Origin of the sequence: Pseudonocardia sp. (genome assembly GCF_035305885.1) — a bacterium.
GTDB lineage: Bacteria > Actinomycetota > Actinomycetes > Mycobacteriales > Pseudonocardiaceae > Pseudonocardia.
The window spans coordinates 47,000-64,151 of record NZ_DATGOP010000034.1 but is presented as its reverse complement, the minus strand read 5'-3'; the positions used below and the strand labels follow the sequence as shown (position 1 = coordinate 64,151).

The 17,152-nt window shown below is 72.5% G+C and carries 15 protein-coding genes and 1 pseudogene; 5 read left to right on the top strand and 11 right to left on the bottom strand.

What is annotated here, in order from left to right; genetic code table 11:
- Nucleotides 1-22: 22 nt before the first annotated feature.
- Nucleotides 23-2,542 carry a valine--tRNA ligase gene (valS, locus tag VKZ81_RS06675; protein WP_324240542.1) on the top strand — a complete coding sequence of 840 codons (2,520 nt, stop codon included), beginning with the start codon at nt 23-25 and terminating at the stop codon, nt 2,540-2,542.
- Here the strand turns inward: valS and VKZ81_RS06670 are convergent.
- A complete protein-coding gene (locus VKZ81_RS06670) occupies nt 2,532-2,993 on the bottom strand; it encodes a hypothetical protein (RefSeq protein ID WP_324240541.1) in 462 nt (153 codons plus the stop codon). The genes valS and VKZ81_RS06670 overlap by 11 nt on opposite strands.
- Nucleotides 2,994-3,017: 24 nt before the next feature.
- Between VKZ81_RS06670 and VKZ81_RS06665 the strand changes: the two genes are divergently transcribed.
- Nucleotides 3,018-3,458, top strand: coding sequence for an alpha/beta fold hydrolase (locus VKZ81_RS06665; RefSeq protein ID WP_324240540.1), 441 nt, complete (start codon nt 3,018-3,020; stop codon nt 3,456-3,458).
- Nucleotides 3,459-3,464: 6 nt separating this feature from the next.
- On the opposite strand, the gene VKZ81_RS06660 is transcribed toward VKZ81_RS06665, so the two are convergent.
- On the bottom strand, nt 3,465-6,110 hold the full coding sequence (locus VKZ81_RS06660; protein WP_324240539.1) for a valine--tRNA ligase: 2,646 nt from the start codon (nt 6,108-6,110) through the stop codon (nt 3,465-3,467).
- 87 nt (nt 6,111-6,197) lie between these two features.
- Here VKZ81_RS06660 and VKZ81_RS06655 point away from each other — a divergent pair, with 87 nt between their 5' ends.
- Entirely contained in the window at nt 6,198-7,643 is a 1,446-nt protein-coding gene (locus VKZ81_RS06655; RefSeq protein WP_324240538.1) for an APC family permease, read from the top strand.
- Here the strand turns inward: VKZ81_RS06655 and VKZ81_RS06650 are convergent.
- Both VKZ81_RS06650 and VKZ81_RS06645 read right to left on the bottom strand, forming a co-directional pair.
- Nucleotides 7,640-8,386 carry a hypothetical protein gene (locus VKZ81_RS06650; RefSeq protein ID WP_324240537.1) on the bottom strand — a complete coding sequence of 249 codons (747 nt, stop codon included), beginning with the start codon at nt 8,384-8,386 and terminating at the stop codon, nt 7,640-7,642. The two genes, VKZ81_RS06655 and VKZ81_RS06650, sit on opposite strands and share 4 nt — an antisense overlap.
- A gap of 28 nt (nt 8,387-8,414) precedes the next feature.
- Nucleotides 8,415-9,917 (bottom strand): alkaline phosphatase D family protein, encoded by a 1,503-nt coding sequence (locus VKZ81_RS06645; RefSeq protein ID WP_324240536.1) that lies wholly within the window; start codon nt 9,915-9,917, stop codon nt 8,415-8,417.
- Between the two features lie 23 nt (nt 9,918-9,940).
- On the opposite strand from VKZ81_RS06645, the pseudogene VKZ81_RS06640 reads away from it, so the two are divergent.
- Nucleotides 9,941-10,126: pseudogene (locus VKZ81_RS06640) on the top strand (hypothetical protein); the annotation flags it as partial.
- 101 nt (nt 10,127-10,227) lie between these two features.
- Nucleotides 10,228-10,413 carry a pyridoxamine 5'-phosphate oxidase family protein gene (locus VKZ81_RS06635; protein ID WP_324240652.1) on the top strand — a complete coding sequence of 62 codons (186 nt, stop codon included), beginning with the start codon at nt 10,228-10,230 and terminating at the stop codon, nt 10,411-10,413.
- 22 nt (nt 10,414-10,435) lie between these two features.
- On the opposite strand, the gene VKZ81_RS06630 is transcribed toward VKZ81_RS06635, so the two are convergent.
- From VKZ81_RS06630 to tig, 7 genes are all read right to left on the bottom strand, one after another.
- The gene (locus VKZ81_RS06630) at nt 10,436-10,750 is read right to left on the bottom strand and encodes a DUF6457 domain-containing protein (protein WP_324240535.1); all 315 of its coding nucleotides are present in this window, start codon (nt 10,748-10,750) and stop codon (nt 10,436-10,438) included.
- A 20-nt stretch (nt 10,751-10,770) separates the two neighbouring features.
- Nucleotides 10,771-10,911 (bottom strand): MFS transporter small subunit, encoded by a 141-nt coding sequence (locus VKZ81_RS06625; RefSeq protein ID WP_324240534.1) that lies wholly within the window; start codon nt 10,909-10,911, stop codon nt 10,771-10,773.
- Nucleotides 10,908-12,299: an OFA family MFS transporter gene (locus VKZ81_RS06620; RefSeq protein WP_324240533.1), complete on the bottom strand. Its 1,392-nt coding sequence runs from the start codon at nt 12,297-12,299 to the stop codon at nt 10,908-10,910. The genes VKZ81_RS06625 and VKZ81_RS06620 overlap by 4 nt, the downstream gene beginning before the upstream one ends.
- 213 nt (nt 12,300-12,512) lie before the next feature.
- The gene (gene clpX, locus VKZ81_RS06615; RefSeq protein ID WP_324240532.1) at nt 12,513-13,796 is read right to left on the bottom strand and encodes an ATP-dependent Clp protease ATP-binding subunit ClpX; all 1,284 of its coding nucleotides are present in this window, start codon (nt 13,794-13,796) and stop codon (nt 12,513-12,515) included.
- 172 nt (nt 13,797-13,968) lie between these two features.
- Entirely contained in the window at nt 13,969-14,619 is a 651-nt protein-coding gene (locus VKZ81_RS06610; protein WP_324240531.1) for an ATP-dependent Clp protease proteolytic subunit, read from the bottom strand.
- Nucleotides 14,616-15,224 (bottom strand): ClpP family protease, encoded by a 609-nt coding sequence (locus VKZ81_RS06605; RefSeq protein WP_324240530.1) that lies wholly within the window; start codon nt 15,222-15,224, stop codon nt 14,616-14,618. Before VKZ81_RS06605 ends, VKZ81_RS06610 begins: the two co-directional genes overlap by 4 nt.
- 198 nt (nt 15,225-15,422) lie before the next feature.
- A complete protein-coding gene (gene tig / locus VKZ81_RS06600; protein WP_324240529.1) occupies nt 15,423-16,853 on the bottom strand; it encodes a trigger factor in 1,431 nt (476 codons plus the stop codon).
- Between the last annotated feature and the right edge of the window lie 299 nt (nt 16,854-17,152).

Below are 17,152 nucleotides of genomic sequence, written 5' to 3'. Positions count from 1 at the left end.
TCCGCCCGGCTACCGTTGCCGCATGACACCGCCCCGTCCCGCCCTGCCGGAGCGGCCCACGATCGACGGCCTCGAGCCGCGGTGGGCCCGGCGCTGGGACGAGCTGGGCGTACACGCGTTCGACCGCACCCGGCCGCGGGAGGCGGTGTTCGCGATCGACACCCCGCCGCCGACGGTGAGCGGGTCGCTGCACGTCGGGCACGTGTTCTCCTACACCCACACCGACGTCGTCGCCCGCTACCAGCGGATGCGCGGGCGCGCGGTGTTCTACCCGATGGGGTGGGACGACAACGGCCTGCCCACCGAGCGGCGGGTGCAGAACCACTTCGGCGTGCGCTGCGACCCCGCGCTGCCCTACGACCCGAGCTTCGAGCCGCCCGAGCAGCCCGGCGAGCACCAGGTCCCGGTCTCGCGGCGCAACTTCATCGAGCTCTGCGAGCGCCTCACCGCCTCCGACGAGGCCGCGTTCGAGGAGCTGTGGCGCCGGCTGGGGCTCTCGGTCGACTGGTCGGTGACCTACCGGACGATCGGTACCCGCGCCCGGGTGGCCGCGCAGCGGGCCTTCCTGCGCAACCTCGCCCGCGGCGAGGCCTACCTGGCCGAGGCCCCGACGCTGTGGGACGTCACGTTCCGCACGGCCGTCGCGCAGGCGGAGCTGGAGGACCGCGAGCGGCCCGGCGCGTTCCACCGCCTGCTGTTCACCCGCGCCGACGGGGGCGCGGTGGAGATCGCCACCACCCGGCCGGAGCTCCTGCCCGCCTGCGTCGCGCTGGTGGTGCACCCCGACGACGAGCGCTACCGCCCGCTCGTCGGCACGCGCGCCCGCACGCCGGTCTTCGACGTGGCGGTGCCGGTGCTCGCCCACCCCGCCGCCGACCCGGAGAAGGGCACCGGCATCGCGATGGTCTGCACGTTCGGCGACACCACCGACGTGCTGTGGTGGCGCGAGCTGCAGCTGCCCACCCGCGCCGTGGTCGGCCACGACGGCAGGCTGCTGCCCGACCCGCCGCCCGGCGTCGACGCCGCCGCCTACGCGCAGCTCGCCGGGGCCACGGTGCACACCGCCCGCGAGCGGGTGGTCGCGATGCTGCGGGAGCGGGGCGCGCTCGCCGGCGAGCCGGAGCGGATCACGCACGCGGTCAAGTTCTACGAGAAGGGCGACAAGCCGCTCGAGATCGTCACCAGCCGACAGTGGTACCTGCGCAACGGCGGCCGCGACGCCGACCTGCGGGCCGCCCTGCTCGCCCGCGGCCGCGAGCTCGCCTGGCACCCGGAGCACATGCGCGCCCGCTACGAGAACTGGGTGGAGGGCCTCAACGGCGACTGGCTGGTGAGCCGCCAGCGCTTCTTCGGCGTGCCGTTCCCCGTCTGGTACCCGCTCGACGAGCGCGGCGAGCCGGTCCACGACCGTCCGATCGCCGCGGACGAGTCAGCGCTGCCGGTCGACCCGAGCACCGACGTCCCGCCCGGCTACACCGAGGCGCAGCGCGGCGCGCCCGGCGGGTTCACCGGCGACCCGGACGTCATGGACACCTGGGCCACGTCCTCGCTCAGCCCGCAGATCGCGGGCGGCTGGTGCGCCGACGACGAGTTGTTCCAGCGGGTGTTCCCGTTCGACCTGCGCCCGCAGGCCCACGACATCATCCGCACCTGGCTGTTCTCCACGGTGCTGCGCGCGCACACCGAGCACGGCCAGCTGCCGTGGACGCACGTCGCGATCTCCGGGTGGATCCTCGACCCGGACCGCAAGAAGATGTCGAAGTCCAAGGGCAACGTCGTCACCCCCATGGCGCTGCTCGAGCAGTACGGCTCGGACGCCGTGCGGTACTGGGCGGCGGGCGCCCGGCCCGGCACCGACACCGCCTTCGACACCGGCCAGATGAAGATCGGCCGCCGGCTCGCGATCAAGCTGCTCAACGCCAGCCGGTTCGCGCTGTCCACCGGCGCCGCCCCGGGCGAGGTGACCGCGCCGCTGGACCGGGCCCTGCTCGCGGAGCTCGCCGACACCGTCGAGGCCGCCACCGCGGCGCTGGACGACTTCGACCACGCCAGGGCCCTCGAGGTCACCGAGCGCTTCTTCTGGCGCTTCTGCGACGACTACCTGGAGCTGGTGAAGGCCCGCGCCTACGGCGAGCACGGCGCCGAGGCCGCCGCGTCGGCCCACGCCGGGCTGGCCACCGCCCTGTCGGTGCTGCTGCGGCTGTTCGCGCCCGTCCTGCCGTTCGTCACCGAGGAGGTGTGGTCGTGGTGGCAGGACGGCTCGGTGCACGTCGCCCCGTGGCCCGACGCCGAGGAGCTGCGGGCGCAGGCGGGCGACCCGGCCGTGCTCGCCGCGGCCACCGACGTCCTCACCGTCGTGCGCCGGGCGAAGTCGGAGGCGAAGGTCTCCATGCGGGCCGACGTCAGCGAGGTGGTGGTCGCCGCCCCGCCCGACGTCCTCGCCCGGCTCGCCCTCGCCGAGTCGGACGTGCGCGCCGCGGGCCGGGTCCGGCACCTCGACGTCCGCGAGGGCGCCGCGCTCGACGTGGCGGTCAGCCTCTGAACCGACCGACGAGTTCCGGCCCCGCGGGCGGTCCCACGGTGGTGGCCGAGGAATCCGCAGGGGCGCCGGCCACCTCGCTCGACCCCCGCTCCAGCGAACCGACCGCCACCGCCACCCCGTGGGCCGAGACCGAGCGGGCCATCGCGACGGCCGAGCTCTGCTGGATCACCACCGTGCGCGCCGACGGCCGCCCGCACGTCACCCCGCTCACCGCGGCACGGACGTGGTCGTCGAGGGCGAGGCCGTCCGGGTCACCGACGAGGCCGCCCTGGAGCGGCTCGCGGAGGCGTGGCGCGGGACGTGGGACGGGCGCCGGCGCTACGAGGTGCGCGGCGGCGCCTTCCGCCACGAGGCCGGCGAGGCAGGACGACGTCGCGGCGACCACGCGGGTGCTGGACCGGCAGGACGGCCCCACGATCCTCGTCGGCCGCTCCTGGGGCGGCACGGTCATCACCGAGGCCGGGTCCACCCGAAGGTGGCCGGCCTGGTCTACGTCTCCGCCCTCGCCCCCGACGCGGGTGAGACCACGGCCCAGCAGTACGAGGGCTTCGGGCGAACGCCGGAGTTCGTCATCGACGTCGGCGAGGACGGCTACGGGTTCCTGAACCGCGAGAAGTTCACGGCCGGCTTCGCCCACGACGCCGGTGACGAGGACGCCGCCTTCCTGCGCGACTCGCAGGTGCCGATCGACATGTCGGTGTTCGCCACCCCGGTGAAGAACGCCGCCTGGCGCGACAAGCCCACCTGGGCCGTCATCGCCACCGAGGACGAGTCGTTCGACCAGGCCACGCTGCAGCACATGGCCGAGCGCGCCGGCGCGACGATCACCAACGTGAGCGCGGGCCACGCCCTCTACCTGACGCGGGCGGGCGTCGTTCCCGACGTCATCGACGCCGCCACGGGCGCCGCCCGCTGATCCCGGTCAGGCCTCCGGCAGGGCCGCCAGCCGCGCCGTCACGCGCTCGATCTCGGCCACCGCGGCCTCGCGGCGGGTGCGGACGTTCTCCACGACGTCGGCGGGCGCCTTCTCCAGGAACTTGGGGTTGGCCAGCTTCTTGTCGGCCTGCTCCAGCTCCTTCCGGGCCGCGGCCAGGTCGCGGCCCAGGCGGGCCCGCTCGGCGGCGACGTCGATCGCGCCCGAGGTGTCGATCTCGACGTGCACCCGCCCGCCGGAGAGCAGGACGTCGAGGGTGGCCGTGGGCGCGAAGCCCTCCCCCGGGTCGTCGAGCCGGGCGAGCGCGCGCAGCGCGGCGGCCGCGCCGCCGGGGCCGGGGTCGCCGAGCCCGGCCCCGGCCAGGCCCTCGACCTTGGCGGCGACGCGCCTGCTGTCCGGCAGGCCCTGCTCGGTGCGGAACCGGCGCACCTCGGTGACCAGCTTCTGCACGTCGGCCAGCCGGCCGTTCGCCGCGGGGTCGGCGGGGGCGCCCGCGTCGGTCGGCCACGGCGCGACGACCACCGACTCGCGCCCGGTCAGCGCCGTCCAGAGCGCCTCGGTGATGAACGGGATGATCGGGTGCAGCAGCCGCAGCAGCACGTCGAGCACGTGGCCGAGGACGGCGCGGGTGCCGTCGGCGGTGCGCTCGTCGCGCAGCTGCACCTTGGCCAGCTCGAGGTACCAGTCGCACAGCTCGTCCCACGTGAAGTGGTAGAGCCCCTCGGTGGCCTTCGCGAACTGGAAGTCCTCCAGCAGCGCGTCGGTCTGTTGCACGACCTCGGCGAGCCGGCCGAGGATCCAGCGGTCGGCGTCGGTGCGGTCGGCCTCGGCGGGCAGCGGCAGGTCGGGCGACGCCCCGTTGCTGAGGGCGAGCCGCGTGGCGTTCCACAGCTTCGTGCCGAAGTTGCGCGAGCCGGCGACCCACTCCTCCGACAGCGCCATGTCGGCGCCGGGGTTGGAACCGCGGGCGATCGTGAAGCGCAGCGCGTCGGCGCCGTAGCGGTCGATGAGGTCCAGCGGGTCGATGGTGTTGCCCCTGGACTTCGACATCTTCTTGCCGTGCTGGTCGCGGATCAGCCCGTGCAGGAACACGTGCTCGAACGGCGGGGCGCCGTCCATCGCGTACAGCCCGAACATCATCATCCGGACGACCCAGAAGAACAGGATGTCGTAGCCGGTGACGAGCACGGACGTCGGGTAGTAGCGCTCGAGGTCCTTCGTCTTGTCCGGCCAGCCCAGCGTGGAGATCGGCCACAGCCCGGAGGAGAACCACGTGTCGAGGACGTCCTCGTCCTGGCGCCAGCCCTCACCGGTGGGTGGCTCCTCGTCCGGGCCGACGCAGACGACCTCGCCGTCCGGGCCGTACCAGACCGGGATGCGGTGGCCCCACCACAGCTGACGGCTGATCGTCCAGTCGTGCATGTTGTCGACCCAGTCGAAGAAGCGCTTCTCCAGCTCCTTCGGGTGGATCGTGACGCGGCCGTCGCGGACGGCGTCGCCCGCGGCCTTGGCCAGCGGCTCGACGCGGACGAACCACTGCAGCGACAGCCGCGGCTCGACGACGGTGTCGCAGCGGCTGCAGTGCCCGACCGCGTGCACGTACGGCCGCTTCTCGGCGACGATGCGGCCCTGCGCGCGCAGCTCCTCGCGGACGGCCTCTCGCGCGGCGAAGCGGTCCATCCCGTCGAACCGGGTGCCGGACCCGCTGATCACCGCCGCCTCGTCCATGATCGAGGGCATCGGCAGGTCGTGGCGGCGGCCGATCTCGAAGTCGTTGGGGTCGTGCGCGGGGGTCACCTTGACCGCGCCGGTGCCGAACGCGGGGTCGACGTGCTCGTCGGCCACGACCGGGATCTTCCGACCGACGATCGGCAGCTCGATCTCGCGGCCGACGAGGTGGGCGTAGCGCTCGTCGTCGGGGTGCACCGCCACCGCGGTGTCGCCGAGCATCGTCTCGACGCGGGTGGTGGCCACGACGACGGAGTCCTCGCCGTCGCCGTAGCGGATGGAGACGAGCTCGCCCTCGTCGTCGTGGTGGTCGACCTCGATGTCCGACAGCGCGGTGCGGCAGCGCGGGCACCAGTTGATGATCCGCTCGGCGCGGTAGATCAGGTCGTCGTCGTAGAGCCGCTTGAAGATCGTCTGGACGGCGCGCGACAGCCCTTCGTCGAGGGTGAACCGCTCGCGGGTCCAGTCGACGCCGTCGCCGAGGCGGCGCATCTGGCCGAGGATCGCGCCGCCGGACTCGGCCTTCCAGGCCCACACCTCCTCGACGAAGGCCTCGCGGCCCAGGTCGTGGCGGCTGCGCCCCTCGGCGGCCAGCCTGCGCTCCACGACGTTCTGGGTGGCGATGCCCGCGTGGTCCATGCCGGGCAGCCACAGCGCGTCGTAGCCCTGCATCCGGCGGCGCCGCGTGAGGATGTCGATGAGCGTGTGGTCCATCGCGTGGCCGAGGTGCAGGCTGCCCGTGACGTTCGGCGGCGGGATCACGATGCAGAACGGCGGCCGGTCGGAGGTGTTGTCGGCCTCGAAGTACCCGCGCTCCACCCACCGCTCGTAGAGCACGCCCTCTACCTCGCCCGGGTTCCACTGGGCGGGCAGGTCGACGGTGCGCGGTGGGAGGGTCTCGGTCACCTGATGAAGTTTACGAGCGACCGACGGTGTCCCCGTGACCGGTCGCGTACCCGGCGGGAACGGCCCGGCAGGGCTACCGTTGCCCGGATGTCGGTGCTGCGCACGATGCCCGTCGAGCACGTACTGGAACGGGGCAGGGACGCCAAGCTGCGGCGGTCGCTGTCCGGCCGCGACCTCATCGGTTTCGGGGTCGGGATCATCATCGGAACCGGCATCTTCACCCTCGCCGGGGTCGAGGCGAGGGAGCACGCCGGGCCCGCGGTCACGCTGTCGTTCATCATCGGCGCGGTCGTCGCGGCGCTCGCCGCCCTCTGCTACGCCGAGCTCGCGTCCTCGGTGCCGACGGCCGGCTCGGCCTACACCTACGCCTTCGCCACGCTCGGCGAGCTGTTCGCGTGGATCATCGGGTGGGACCTGCTGCTGGAGTTCGGCCTCGGCCTCGCCGTGGTCTCCCGCAGCTGGTCGAGCTATCTGGCGAACCTCTTCGGGCTGCCGCAGGTGCTGTTCGGCGAGTCCGCGCCGTTCAACATCGGGGCGGTCCTGATCATCGGCATCCTCACCGTGGTGGCGGTGCTCGGCATCCGCCAGTCGTCGCGCCTGACCAACGTGCTGGTCGCCGTGAAGCTCGCGGTGTGTGTGCTGATCATCGGGGTCGGCGTCTTCTTCATCGACACCGCGAACCTCACGCCGTTCATCCCACCGGCCGAGCCCGTGGAGGGCGGCGGCTCGGTGCTGCAGCAGCCCGTGGTCGAGGGCGTGTTCGGGGTGGAGGCCACCGCGTACGGCGTCGGCGGGATGCTCACGGCGGCCGCGGTGGTGTTCTTCGCCTACACCGGCTTCGAGGCGCTGGCCAACCTGGGCGAGGAGACGCGGCGCCCCGAGCGCGACATGACGATCGGCCTGCTCGGCGCCCTGGGCGTGTGCGCAATGCTGTACATCGCGGTCTCGTTCGTGATGACCGGGATGGTGCCCTACCAGGAGATCGACCCCGGGGCGCCGCTCGCGAGCGCGTTCAACGCGGTCGGGCTGCCCTGGGTCGGGGCGCTGATCTCGATCGGAGCCGTCACCGGGCTGACCTCGGTGATGATGGTCGAGCTGGTCACGATCGGCCGGATCGGGTTCGCGATGGGCCGCGACGGGCTGCTGCCCGAACCCATCGGCACCGCGCACCCCCGGTTCCACACCCCGCACCGGATGACGATCATCGGCGCCGCGGTGATCGCGGTCATCGCGGCGATCACGCCGATCTCCGAGCTCGCCGACATGGTCTCGATCGGCGCGCTGAGCGCGATGATCATCGTGGCGATCGCGGTGCCGGTGCTGCGCCGCAGCCGGCCCGCGCTCGAGCGGCCGTTCCGGGTCCCGTTCTCCCCGGTGCTGCCCGTGCTCGCCGCGGTGGCCTGCTTCTACCTGATGCTCAACCTCGACCTGCTCAGCTGGCTGCGGTTCGCCGTGTGGCTGGTCATCGGGCTCGTGATCTACCTGGTGTACGGCAGGCGGCACTCGATGCTCAGCCCCACCACCGAGCGCTAGGCGGGCAGCAGCGCCGCGTGCAGCCGGTCGAAGCCCAGCACCGGCGCGAGCCTGCGCTCCCGGACCAGCCGCAGGTCCACCGCGCGGACCTGCCCGCTCGTGGGCTCGTACACCCGCCACCGGCCGTCGTCGAGCACGCCGAGGGCGAGGACGTAGTGCCGCGGGACGAGCGACCCCACCAGCAGCGGCACCGGCCTGCCGGCGGCGAGCGCCGCCCCGGCCCGGCCGAGCACGTCGTCGAGGTCGGCGGCGGAGGTGTCGTCGACCAGCCGCACCCGGTACGGGCCCGCCCCGGGCACGTGGCGGCGCAGCCAGGACACCATCCCCCACGGCGTGGTGCCGAGCGCCTGCGGCCAGAACCGCGTGGACTGCCGGTGCACCTCCCGCTGCCGGGCGTCGAAGCGCTCGCCGAACCCGACCGCGACGCCGGCCTGCGCCCCCGCGAGGGCGCCCGATCCGGCCGCTCCCCCGGCGTCGGCGTCCTCGCCGTCCAGGCGCCGCATCTCCGACGGATCCGCCCAGGCCGCGAGCGCGATCAGCACCGCGCTGCCGCAGGTGGTGGGGTCCACCTGGTCGAGGCGGACGCCGCCGCGCCGCTGCTCGCCGAGGCCACCGGGCAGCAGCGGGCGCCTGCCCGCCGCCAGCGGACGGACCCGGGCCGCGTGCTCCGGCCGGTCGCTGGGGTGCGCCGCCCGCCGGACGCGCGAGCCGACCCAGCGCGCCACCCCGACCACGGTCCGCATGCCATGAATCCTCCCCCGCGCGCGGGGGTCACGCCACGGCCGCCACGGCGGTCGACCACAGCTCCCGCCCGTCGTGCCCGCGCAGGCTCACCCGCAGCTCGCCGTCCGGGGAGACCTCCACCTCCCCGAAGTGCTGGTAGCCGTGCGCGGGCGAGGTGTTCGGCGCCGGCGGGGCGTGCACGAACACCGCCTCGGGGCCGAACGTCGGGTCCAGCGGGTTCGGCCCGAAGGCGCCCGCGTGCAACGGGCCGGAGACGAACTCCCAGAACGGGTCGAACTCGGTGAACCCCGCCCGTTCCGGGGAGTAGTGGTGGGCCGCCGTGTAGTGGACGTCCGCGGTGAGCCACACCACGCCACGGACGCCGCGCCTGCGCAGCTCCGACAGCACCCAGGCCAGCTCGGCCTCCCGGCCGCTCGGCGGGCCCGCCACGCCGTTCGCGACGGCCTCCCACGCCGTCCCGTCGGGCACCTGCAGCCCGATCGGCATGTCGGAGGCGACGAACTTCCACGTCGCGTGCGACGACGCCAGCCCGTCGACGAGCCACCGGGCCTGCCGCTCGCCCAGGATGCGCCCGCCCGCCCCGGTGTTGGCCCCGTTGGGGTCGCGGTGGCTGCGCATGTCGAGCACGAAGAGCTCCACGTGCGCCCCGTACGCCAGCCGCCGGTAGACCCGGCCGTCGATCGCCCGGCGCGGGTCCAGCGGCACCCACTCGTGGTAGGCGCGGAACGCGCGCTCGGCGAGGACGTCCACCCGCTTCTCGGTGTAGCGGTCGTCGTCGAGCAGCTCGCCCGGGTACCAGTTGTTGGTGACCTCGTGGTCGTCCCACTGGTTGACCTGCGGCACGGCGGCGAGGAACGCGCGCAGGTGCTCGTCGAGCAGGTTGTAGGCGTACTGGCCGCGGAACTCGGCGAGCGTCTCGGCCACCTTCGCCTTCTCCGGCGTCACGAGGTTGCGCCACGTGCTGCCGTCGGGGAGCGCGACGGTCTCGGTGAGCGGGCCGTCGGCGTAGACGGTGTCGCCGCTGTGCAGGAAGAAGTCGGGGTCGCGTTCGGCCATGGCGCGGAAGATCCGCATCCCGCCCCGGTCGCGGTCGATCCCCCAGCCCTGCCCGACCACGTCGCCGGACCAGACGAACCGCACGCCCTCGCTGCGTGGACCCGCGGTGCGGAACGACCCGGTGACCGGCGCGCTCGCGACGCGGCCGTCGAGGTCCTCCGCGGTGACCCGGTAGTGGACGGTCCGACCGCGGCCGTGCACCCGGACCTTCCCGGTGAAGTCGGTGTCCGGGGTGAGGACCGGCCCCACCACCCGGCGCGGGTGGGTGAACCCGGGGTCGTCGGCCACCTCGACGACCATGCGCGACGGCCGGTCCGCCCGCGCCCAGACCAGCCCCGACCCGCGGACCACGTCCCCGGACTGCACGCCGTGGGTCAGCACCGGGCGGTCGGCCCGCACGAGCGCGGGGGCGGTCAGCGCGCCGACGGCGGCGGCGCGGAGCAGGGTGCGGCGGTCGATCCGGAGGGAGCGCATGGCCCGGTGTGTAGACCACCCGGGTGAACGGACCCCGGTCTGCGGGTGAACAACGGCGCTCGACGTGGCCGGTTGTGTCCGAGCTGACGCCCGAGATCCGGGCCTTCCTCTCCGCAGGCACCCGCACCGGCGAGCTGGGCTACGTCGCGTCGGACGGCAGGCCGCTGGTGGCGCCGGCGTGGTTCGTCCTCGACGGCGACGAGCCGGTGTTCACCACGGGGGCGACCACGCCGAAGGCGCGCGCCATCGCCCGGGACCCGCGCGTGGTGTTCGCGTCGACCTCGAGGAGCCGCCCTACGCGTTCGTCCAGGTGCAGGGCACCGCCACGGTCTGCGACGATCCGGACGAGCTGCTGCGGCTCGCCACCGCGATCGGCGGCCGCTACACGGGCGCGGACCGGGCCGAGGAGTTCGGCCGGCGCAACGCCGTGCCGGGCGAGCTGGTGGTGCGCATCCGCCCGACCCGGATCGTCTCCGACTTCGACGTGACGGGCTGACCCGCCGCGGGCCGGCCGACGGTCAGGCGCGGCGGGACTGGTCGCCCGCCGGGGCGCCGCGCTCGCTGTCGGCGTCCCAGCCGTCGGCGAGCCGGCCGATCTTCTCCGCGAAGTCGCGGGCGGCGACCGCCGGGTCGTCGGCCCGGCCCGCCGCCACCCCGACGAGGAAGGCGGTGACCGGCGCCCCGGGCCGGGAGACGCCGTGCGCCACGTCCGAGGCGAGATCGAGGACCAGGTCCACGATGCCCTCGCGCTCGAGGGCCCCTTCGATGCCGAGCTCCCGCACCACGGCGGTGACCCATGCGGACAGGGCCTGTGCGTCACTGCTGTCAGCCACGCGCCGACCCTAACCCGGAATCAGCCGCCGAACAGCGCGGGGATTTTGATCACGAGCTGGTACAGGCCGTACAGGAACGGGATCACCACCCACGCCCAGGCCAGCCAGGCGACCGGCGGCGGGCCGGTGCGGGTGCCGTCGGCCGCGGACTGCGTGCTCATGCCCTCTTCGCCCCCGTCGTGTCCACCGCGTCCTGCGACGCGGGCTCGTGGTAGCGCTCGTCCACCGGCCGGATGAGCTCGTTGCAGACGAAGCCGACGACCAGCAGCCCGATCATGATCCAGAAGGCCACCGTGTACCGGCCGGGCCCCTCCACGCCGGCCGCGATCTGCGCGTCGGCGATCGCGTTGACGATCACCGGCCCCAGCACGCCCGCCGTGGACCACGCGGTGAGCAGGCGGCCGTGGATCGCGCCGACCTGGTAGGTGCCGAACAGGTCGCGCAGGTACGCGGGCACGGTGGCGAAGCCCCCGCCGTAGAACGAGAGGATCAGCATCGCCGCGATGATGAACAGCGCCTGGTTGGCGTTGCCCAGCAGCGTGATGAGCAGGTACAGCAGGGCGCCGACGCCCAGGTAGACGCGGTAGATGTTCTTGCGCCCGATGATGTCGGAGGTCGACGACCAGGCGAACCGCCCGAGCATGTTCGCCAGCGACAGGATCGCGACGAACCCGGCCGCGGCGGCGGCGACCTGGGTGCCCGCGTCGGGGAAGTAGTCCTGGAAGATCGGCGAGGCGCGCTCGAGGATGCCGATGCCGGCCGTGACGTTCAGGCACAGCACCACCCACAGCAGCCAGAACTGCGGCGTGCGGATGGCGTTGTTGGCCGACACGTTGGCCGTGGTGATGAGCGAGCCGGTCTTGGCCTCCGACGGGTGCCACCCCTCCGGCCGCCACCCGTCCGGCGGGACCCGCACCAGGAGCCAGCCGACCGACATGAACACGGCGTAGGCGATGCCGTGGACGAGGAAGGAGAGCGCCACGCCGCTCGCCTGCGGGTCGTCGCCCGTCGCCCCGAACGCGGAGAGCATCGACGCCGACCACGGCGACGCGATGAGCGCGCCGCCGCCGAAGCCCATGATCGCAAGGCCGGTGGCCATGCCCGGCCGGTCGGGGAACCACTTGATCAGGGTCGACACCGGCGAGATGTAGCCGATGCCGAGGCCGATCCCGCCGATGAAGCCGTACCCGACGATGACCATCCAGTACTGGTTCAGCGTCACGCCGAGCGCCGAGACGAGGAACCCGGTGGAGAAGCAGACCGTGGCGATGAACATCGCCCAGCGGGGCCCGTTGCGGTCGACCGCCGTGCCGAAGACCGCGGCCGACACCCCCAGCATCACGATGCCCAGCGTGAACGGCAGGGCGGTGAGGGTGCCCGCGGCGGGGTTGCCCTCCAGCATCGTGGCGGTGAGCGGGTTCTTGAAGACGCTCCACGCGTACGCCTGCCCGATCGCCAGGTGGATCGACAGCGCGGCGGGCGGGATCAGCCACCGGCTCCATCCAGGTGGCGCGATGATGCGCTCACGTTGCAGGAAACCGGCGGCCATTGGCAGCTCCCTCAGCCATGCGAACCACGACCGCGTGAACCTAGATCACGGTAGGTGAGCGTGCAACTGTACGAAGCAATACGGTATACAGTCGCGACGAACGGCCGATGAGCGGCCGACGAACGGCGGACGAGCGGAGCGGGCGCCGCGCACACGACGACGCCGGCCCGCTTCACGCGGACCGGCGTCGTTCGGGTGTGCTGCTGCGGCTCGTCAGGCGGAGCGCTCGCGCCGCTCCCGGCGGGTGGCCGGGGTGCGCGGGACGATCGCGGGGTTGACGTTGCTGCGCACCGTCTGCTCGGTGACGACCACCTTCGCCACGTCGTCGCGGCTCGGGATGTCGTACATGACGGGCAGCAGCACCTCCTCCATGATCGCTCGGAGGCCGCGGGCCCCCGTGCCGCGCAGGATGGCCTGGTCGGCGACCGCCTCGAGCGCGTCCTGGGTGAACTCCAGCTCCACGCCGTCCATCTCGAACAGCTTGCGGTACTGCTTCACCAGGGCGTTGCGCGGCTCGGTCAGGATCTTGACCAGGGCCTCCTTGTCGAGCGACGTGACCGACGCCACGATCGGCAGGCGCCCGATGAACTCCGGGATGAGCCCGAACTTGATGAGGTCCTCGGGCAGGGTCTCCGCGAAGCTCTCGGACGGGTCGATGTCGTGCTTGGAGCGGATCTCGGCGCCGAACCCGAGGCCGCGCTTGCCGATCCGGTCGCTGATGATCTTCTCGAGGCCGGCGAAGGCGCCCGCCACGATGAAGAGCACGTTGGTGGTGTCGATCTGGATGAACTCCTGGTGGGGGTGCTTGCGCCCACCCTGCGGCGGCACGCTCGCGGTGGTGCCCTCCAGGATCTTCAGCAGCGCCTGCTGCACGCCCTCGCCGGAGACGTCGCGGGTGATCGACGGGTTCTCCGACTTGCGGGCGATCTTGTCGACCTCGTCGATGTAGATGATGCCGGTCTCGGCGCGCTTGACGTCGTAGTCAGCGGCCTGGATCACCTTGAGCAGGATGTTCTCGACGTCCTCGCCCACGTAGCCCGCTTCGGTGAGCGCCGTGGCGTCGGCGATCGCGAACGGGACGTTGAGCAGCTTGGCCAGCGTCTGCGCGAGGTAGGTCTTCCCGCAGCCGGTGGGGCCGAGCATGAGGATGTTCGACTTGGCGATCTCGACGCCATCGCCATCGCCGCTACCGCGGCGTTCGCCGGCCTGGATGCGCTTGTAGTGGTTGTAGACCGCCACCGACAACGTGCGCTTCGTCTGGGTCTGCCCGACGACGTACTGGTCGAGGAAGTCGTGGATCTCGGCGGGCTTGGGCAGCTCGTCGAGCTTGACGTCGCCCGACTCCGCCAGCTCCTCCTCGATGATCTCGTTGCAGAGATCGATGCACTCGTCGCAGATGTAGACCCCAGGGCCGGCGATCAGTTTCTTGACCTGCTTCTGACTCTTCCCGCAGAACGAGCACTTGAGCAGGTCACCGCCGTCGCCGATGCGTGCCATGAGTGCAGACCCCAAATCCTTCTCTGCGCTGCCCCGGCGGGTCCGGGAGGCGCGCTATCTGGACGGTACCCGCCCGACCCGGTCCCCGGGGAGTTTCGTGCACCGGAGATTCGGTGACGGGTCGGCGGACGGTCGGCACCGGCCCCGAACCCGCCGGTGCCGACCCGCCTTCTCAGACCGCGGAGAGCTTGCGGCTCTTGATGATCTCGTCGACGATGCCGTACTCCTTGGCCTCCTCGGCCGTGAGGATGCGGTCGCGCTCGATGTCGTCGTGCACCTGCTCGGGCGAGCGGTTGGTGTGCTTGGCGAGCGTGTGCTCCAGCAGCCTGCGCATGCGGGAGATCTCGGCCGCCTGGATCTCCAGGTCGGACACCTGGCCGTAGAAGCCCTCGGTGGCCGGCTGGTGGATCAGCACGCGCGCGTTCTGGACCGCGAGGCGGCGCCCCGGCGTGCCCGCAGCGAGCAGCACCGCCGCCGCGGACGCGGCCTGCCCGAGGCAGACCGTCTGGATGTCCGGGCGGATGAACTGCATCGTGTCGTAGATCGCCATCAGCGACGTGAACGAGCCGCCGGGCGAGTTGATGTACATGCTGATCTCGCGGTCCGGGTCGGCCGACTCCAGGCACAGCAGCTGCGCCATGACGTCGTTGGCCGACGCGTCGTCGATCTGCACCCCGAGGAAGATGATGCGCTCCTCGAAGAGCTTGTTGTACGGGTTCGACTCCTTGACCCCGTAGCTCGTGCGCTCGACGAAGGACGGCAGCACGTACCGCGACTGCGCCGGCTCCGGGGCCCGCCCGCCCGGCGTCCACATGTTGCTCATCGAGCGCTCCCGTTCTGGTTCGAGTCGGGGATCTGGCTGGCTCGGGTGATGACGTGGTCGACGAAGCCGTACTCGAGCGCCTCCTGCGCCGTGAACCACCGGTCGCGGTCGAAGTCGGCGATGATCCGCTCGACCGTCTGCCCGGTGTGCTCGGCGATGAGCTCGGCCATCTCGCGCTTGTGGCGCTTGAACAGCTCCGCCTGGATGGAGATGTCGGACTCGGTGCCGCCGACGCCCGCCGACGGCTGGTGCATGAGGATCTGGCAGTGCGGCAGCACGTACCGCTTGCCGCGCGTGCCCGCCGAGAGCAGGAACTGCCCCATCGACGCGGCCATGCCCATCCCGAACGTCGCGACGTCGCACGGGATGAACTGCATGGTGTCGTAGATCGCCATGCCGTCCGGGACCGAGCCACCCGGCGAGTTGATGTACAGGGAGATGTCCGACTCCGGGTCCTCCGCCGCGAGCAGCAGCATCTGCGCCGCGATGCGGTTGGAGATCTCGGAGTCCACCTGCTGCCCGAGCACGATGATCCGCTGCTGGAGCAGCCGCTCGTACACCGAGTCGGACAGCGTCATCGACGAGGACTGGGCGCCCCGCCGCATCACCTCTCCGACAGCGTCCGCCGTACGCGGGCCCGCCCACGTGCGCGCTCCGCTGGCGCTGCGCGCGGAGTCCTCTGGCCTCACTTCACCCCTGCCTTCTGCTGGTTCGGCTCGCGTGTCCATCGATTGCGACCCTACGCGGACGAACCTCCTGTTCGCCGCGTATGGCCAGGTTGTTCGCTGTGGGCGTGGCGCGCCTCAGGAGGAGGCCGTCGCCTTCTCCTCCGCGGCGGCGGGGGCGTCCGCACCGGCCTCGGTGGACTCGGCGGACTCGCTGGTCTCCGAGGTCTCCGCGGCCTCGTCCTCGTCCGTCCCGAGGAACTCACGCATGTCGACCTCGTTGCCCGACGCGTCGGTGACCGTGGCCGCGCGCACGGCTGCGATGAGGGCCTTGCTGCGCCGCACGTCGGAGTAGACGGCGCCCAGCTGCCCCGCCTCCTGGATGCGCCGCGCGAACTCCTCCGGCTGCATCTGGTACTGCTGCGCCTGGAAGACGATGCGCTCGGTGAGCTCCTGCTCGCTGACCGTGGTCTGCTCCCGGTCGGCGAGGGCGTCGAGCACGAGCCGGGTCCGCACGGACTTCTCCGCCGCCTCCTTGGTCTCGGCGTCGAACTGCTCGCGCGTGCGGCCCTGGGAGGTGAGGAACTCCTCGAACTTGGCCTCGTCGTGGTCGAACGGGTGCACCGCGTCGTGGAGCGCCGAGTCGATCTCGGCCTGCACCACCGTCTCCGGCAGCGGCACCTCGGTGGCCTCGACGAGGGCCTCGAGCACCTTGTCGCGCGCCTGCGTGACCTGCTCCATCTTGCGCACCCGACCGAGCCGCTCCCGCAGGTCGGCCACCAGCTCGTCGAACGTGTCGAACTCGCTCGCCAGCTGGGCGAACTCGTCGTCGGGCTCGGGGAGCTGACGCTCCTTCACGGCGGTGACCTTGACGGTGACCTCGGCGTCGCGGCCGGCGTGCTCGCCCGCCACGAGCTTCGTGGTGAACGTCCGCTCCTCACCCGCCGACAGGCCGGTGATGGCCTCGTCGATGCCCTCGATCAGGCCGCCCTGGCCCACCTGGTACGAGAAGCCGGTGGTCTGGGCCTCCTCGACGGGCTTGCCGTCGACGGTGGCGGACAGGTCGATGAGGACGAAGTCGTCCTTCTGGGCGGGCCGGTCGACGCCGGTGAGCGTGCCGAACCGCGCGCGCAGGTTGTCGACCTGCTCCTGCACGTCCTCGTCGGTGACCTCCACATCGTCGACCGTGACCGACAGCGTGGACAGGTCGGGCAGCTCGATCTGCGGCCGGACGTCGACCTCGGCGGTGAAGGCGAGCTTCTCGCCGTCGGCGAGCTCGGTGACCTCGATGTCGGGCCGGCCGATCGGCATGAGGTCCTCGGCCGTGGTGACGGCCTCGCTGTACTTGGCCGGGACGGCGCCGTTGACGACCTCCTCGAGCACCACACCCCGCCCGAGACGGGCATCGATGATGCGGGCCGGCACCTTGCCCGGACGGAAGCCGGGCACCCGGACCTGCTGCGCGATCTTCTTGTAGGCCCGGTCGAAGTCCGGCTTCAGCTCGTCGAAGGGCACCTCGACGTTGATGCGGACTCGCGTCGGGCTCAGCCGCTCGACGGTGCTCTTCACGGTGGGCTTACTCCTCGTTGTACTGGGATGTGCGCGGACCGCTGGCGAGATGGGTCCGCTGGCTGGCCCGGGCGGATGCCCGCGGGCGCCCGGCCGGTCGTCCTCGCGAGTCTACGGGTCCGGCCGGTGGCTGCCCGGGCGGGCCGGGGCGCGGTCTGCGAGCACGTCGGCGGCGGGGGTGGGTGCGCGGCCGAACCCGGGCAGCCGGTGCGCGCGGGCGGCGGCACCGCGGGCCGACGCCACGTTGCGGGGCAGGCGCGCAGGGAGCGAGGCACGAGCGACCGAGCACCGGCGGAGCA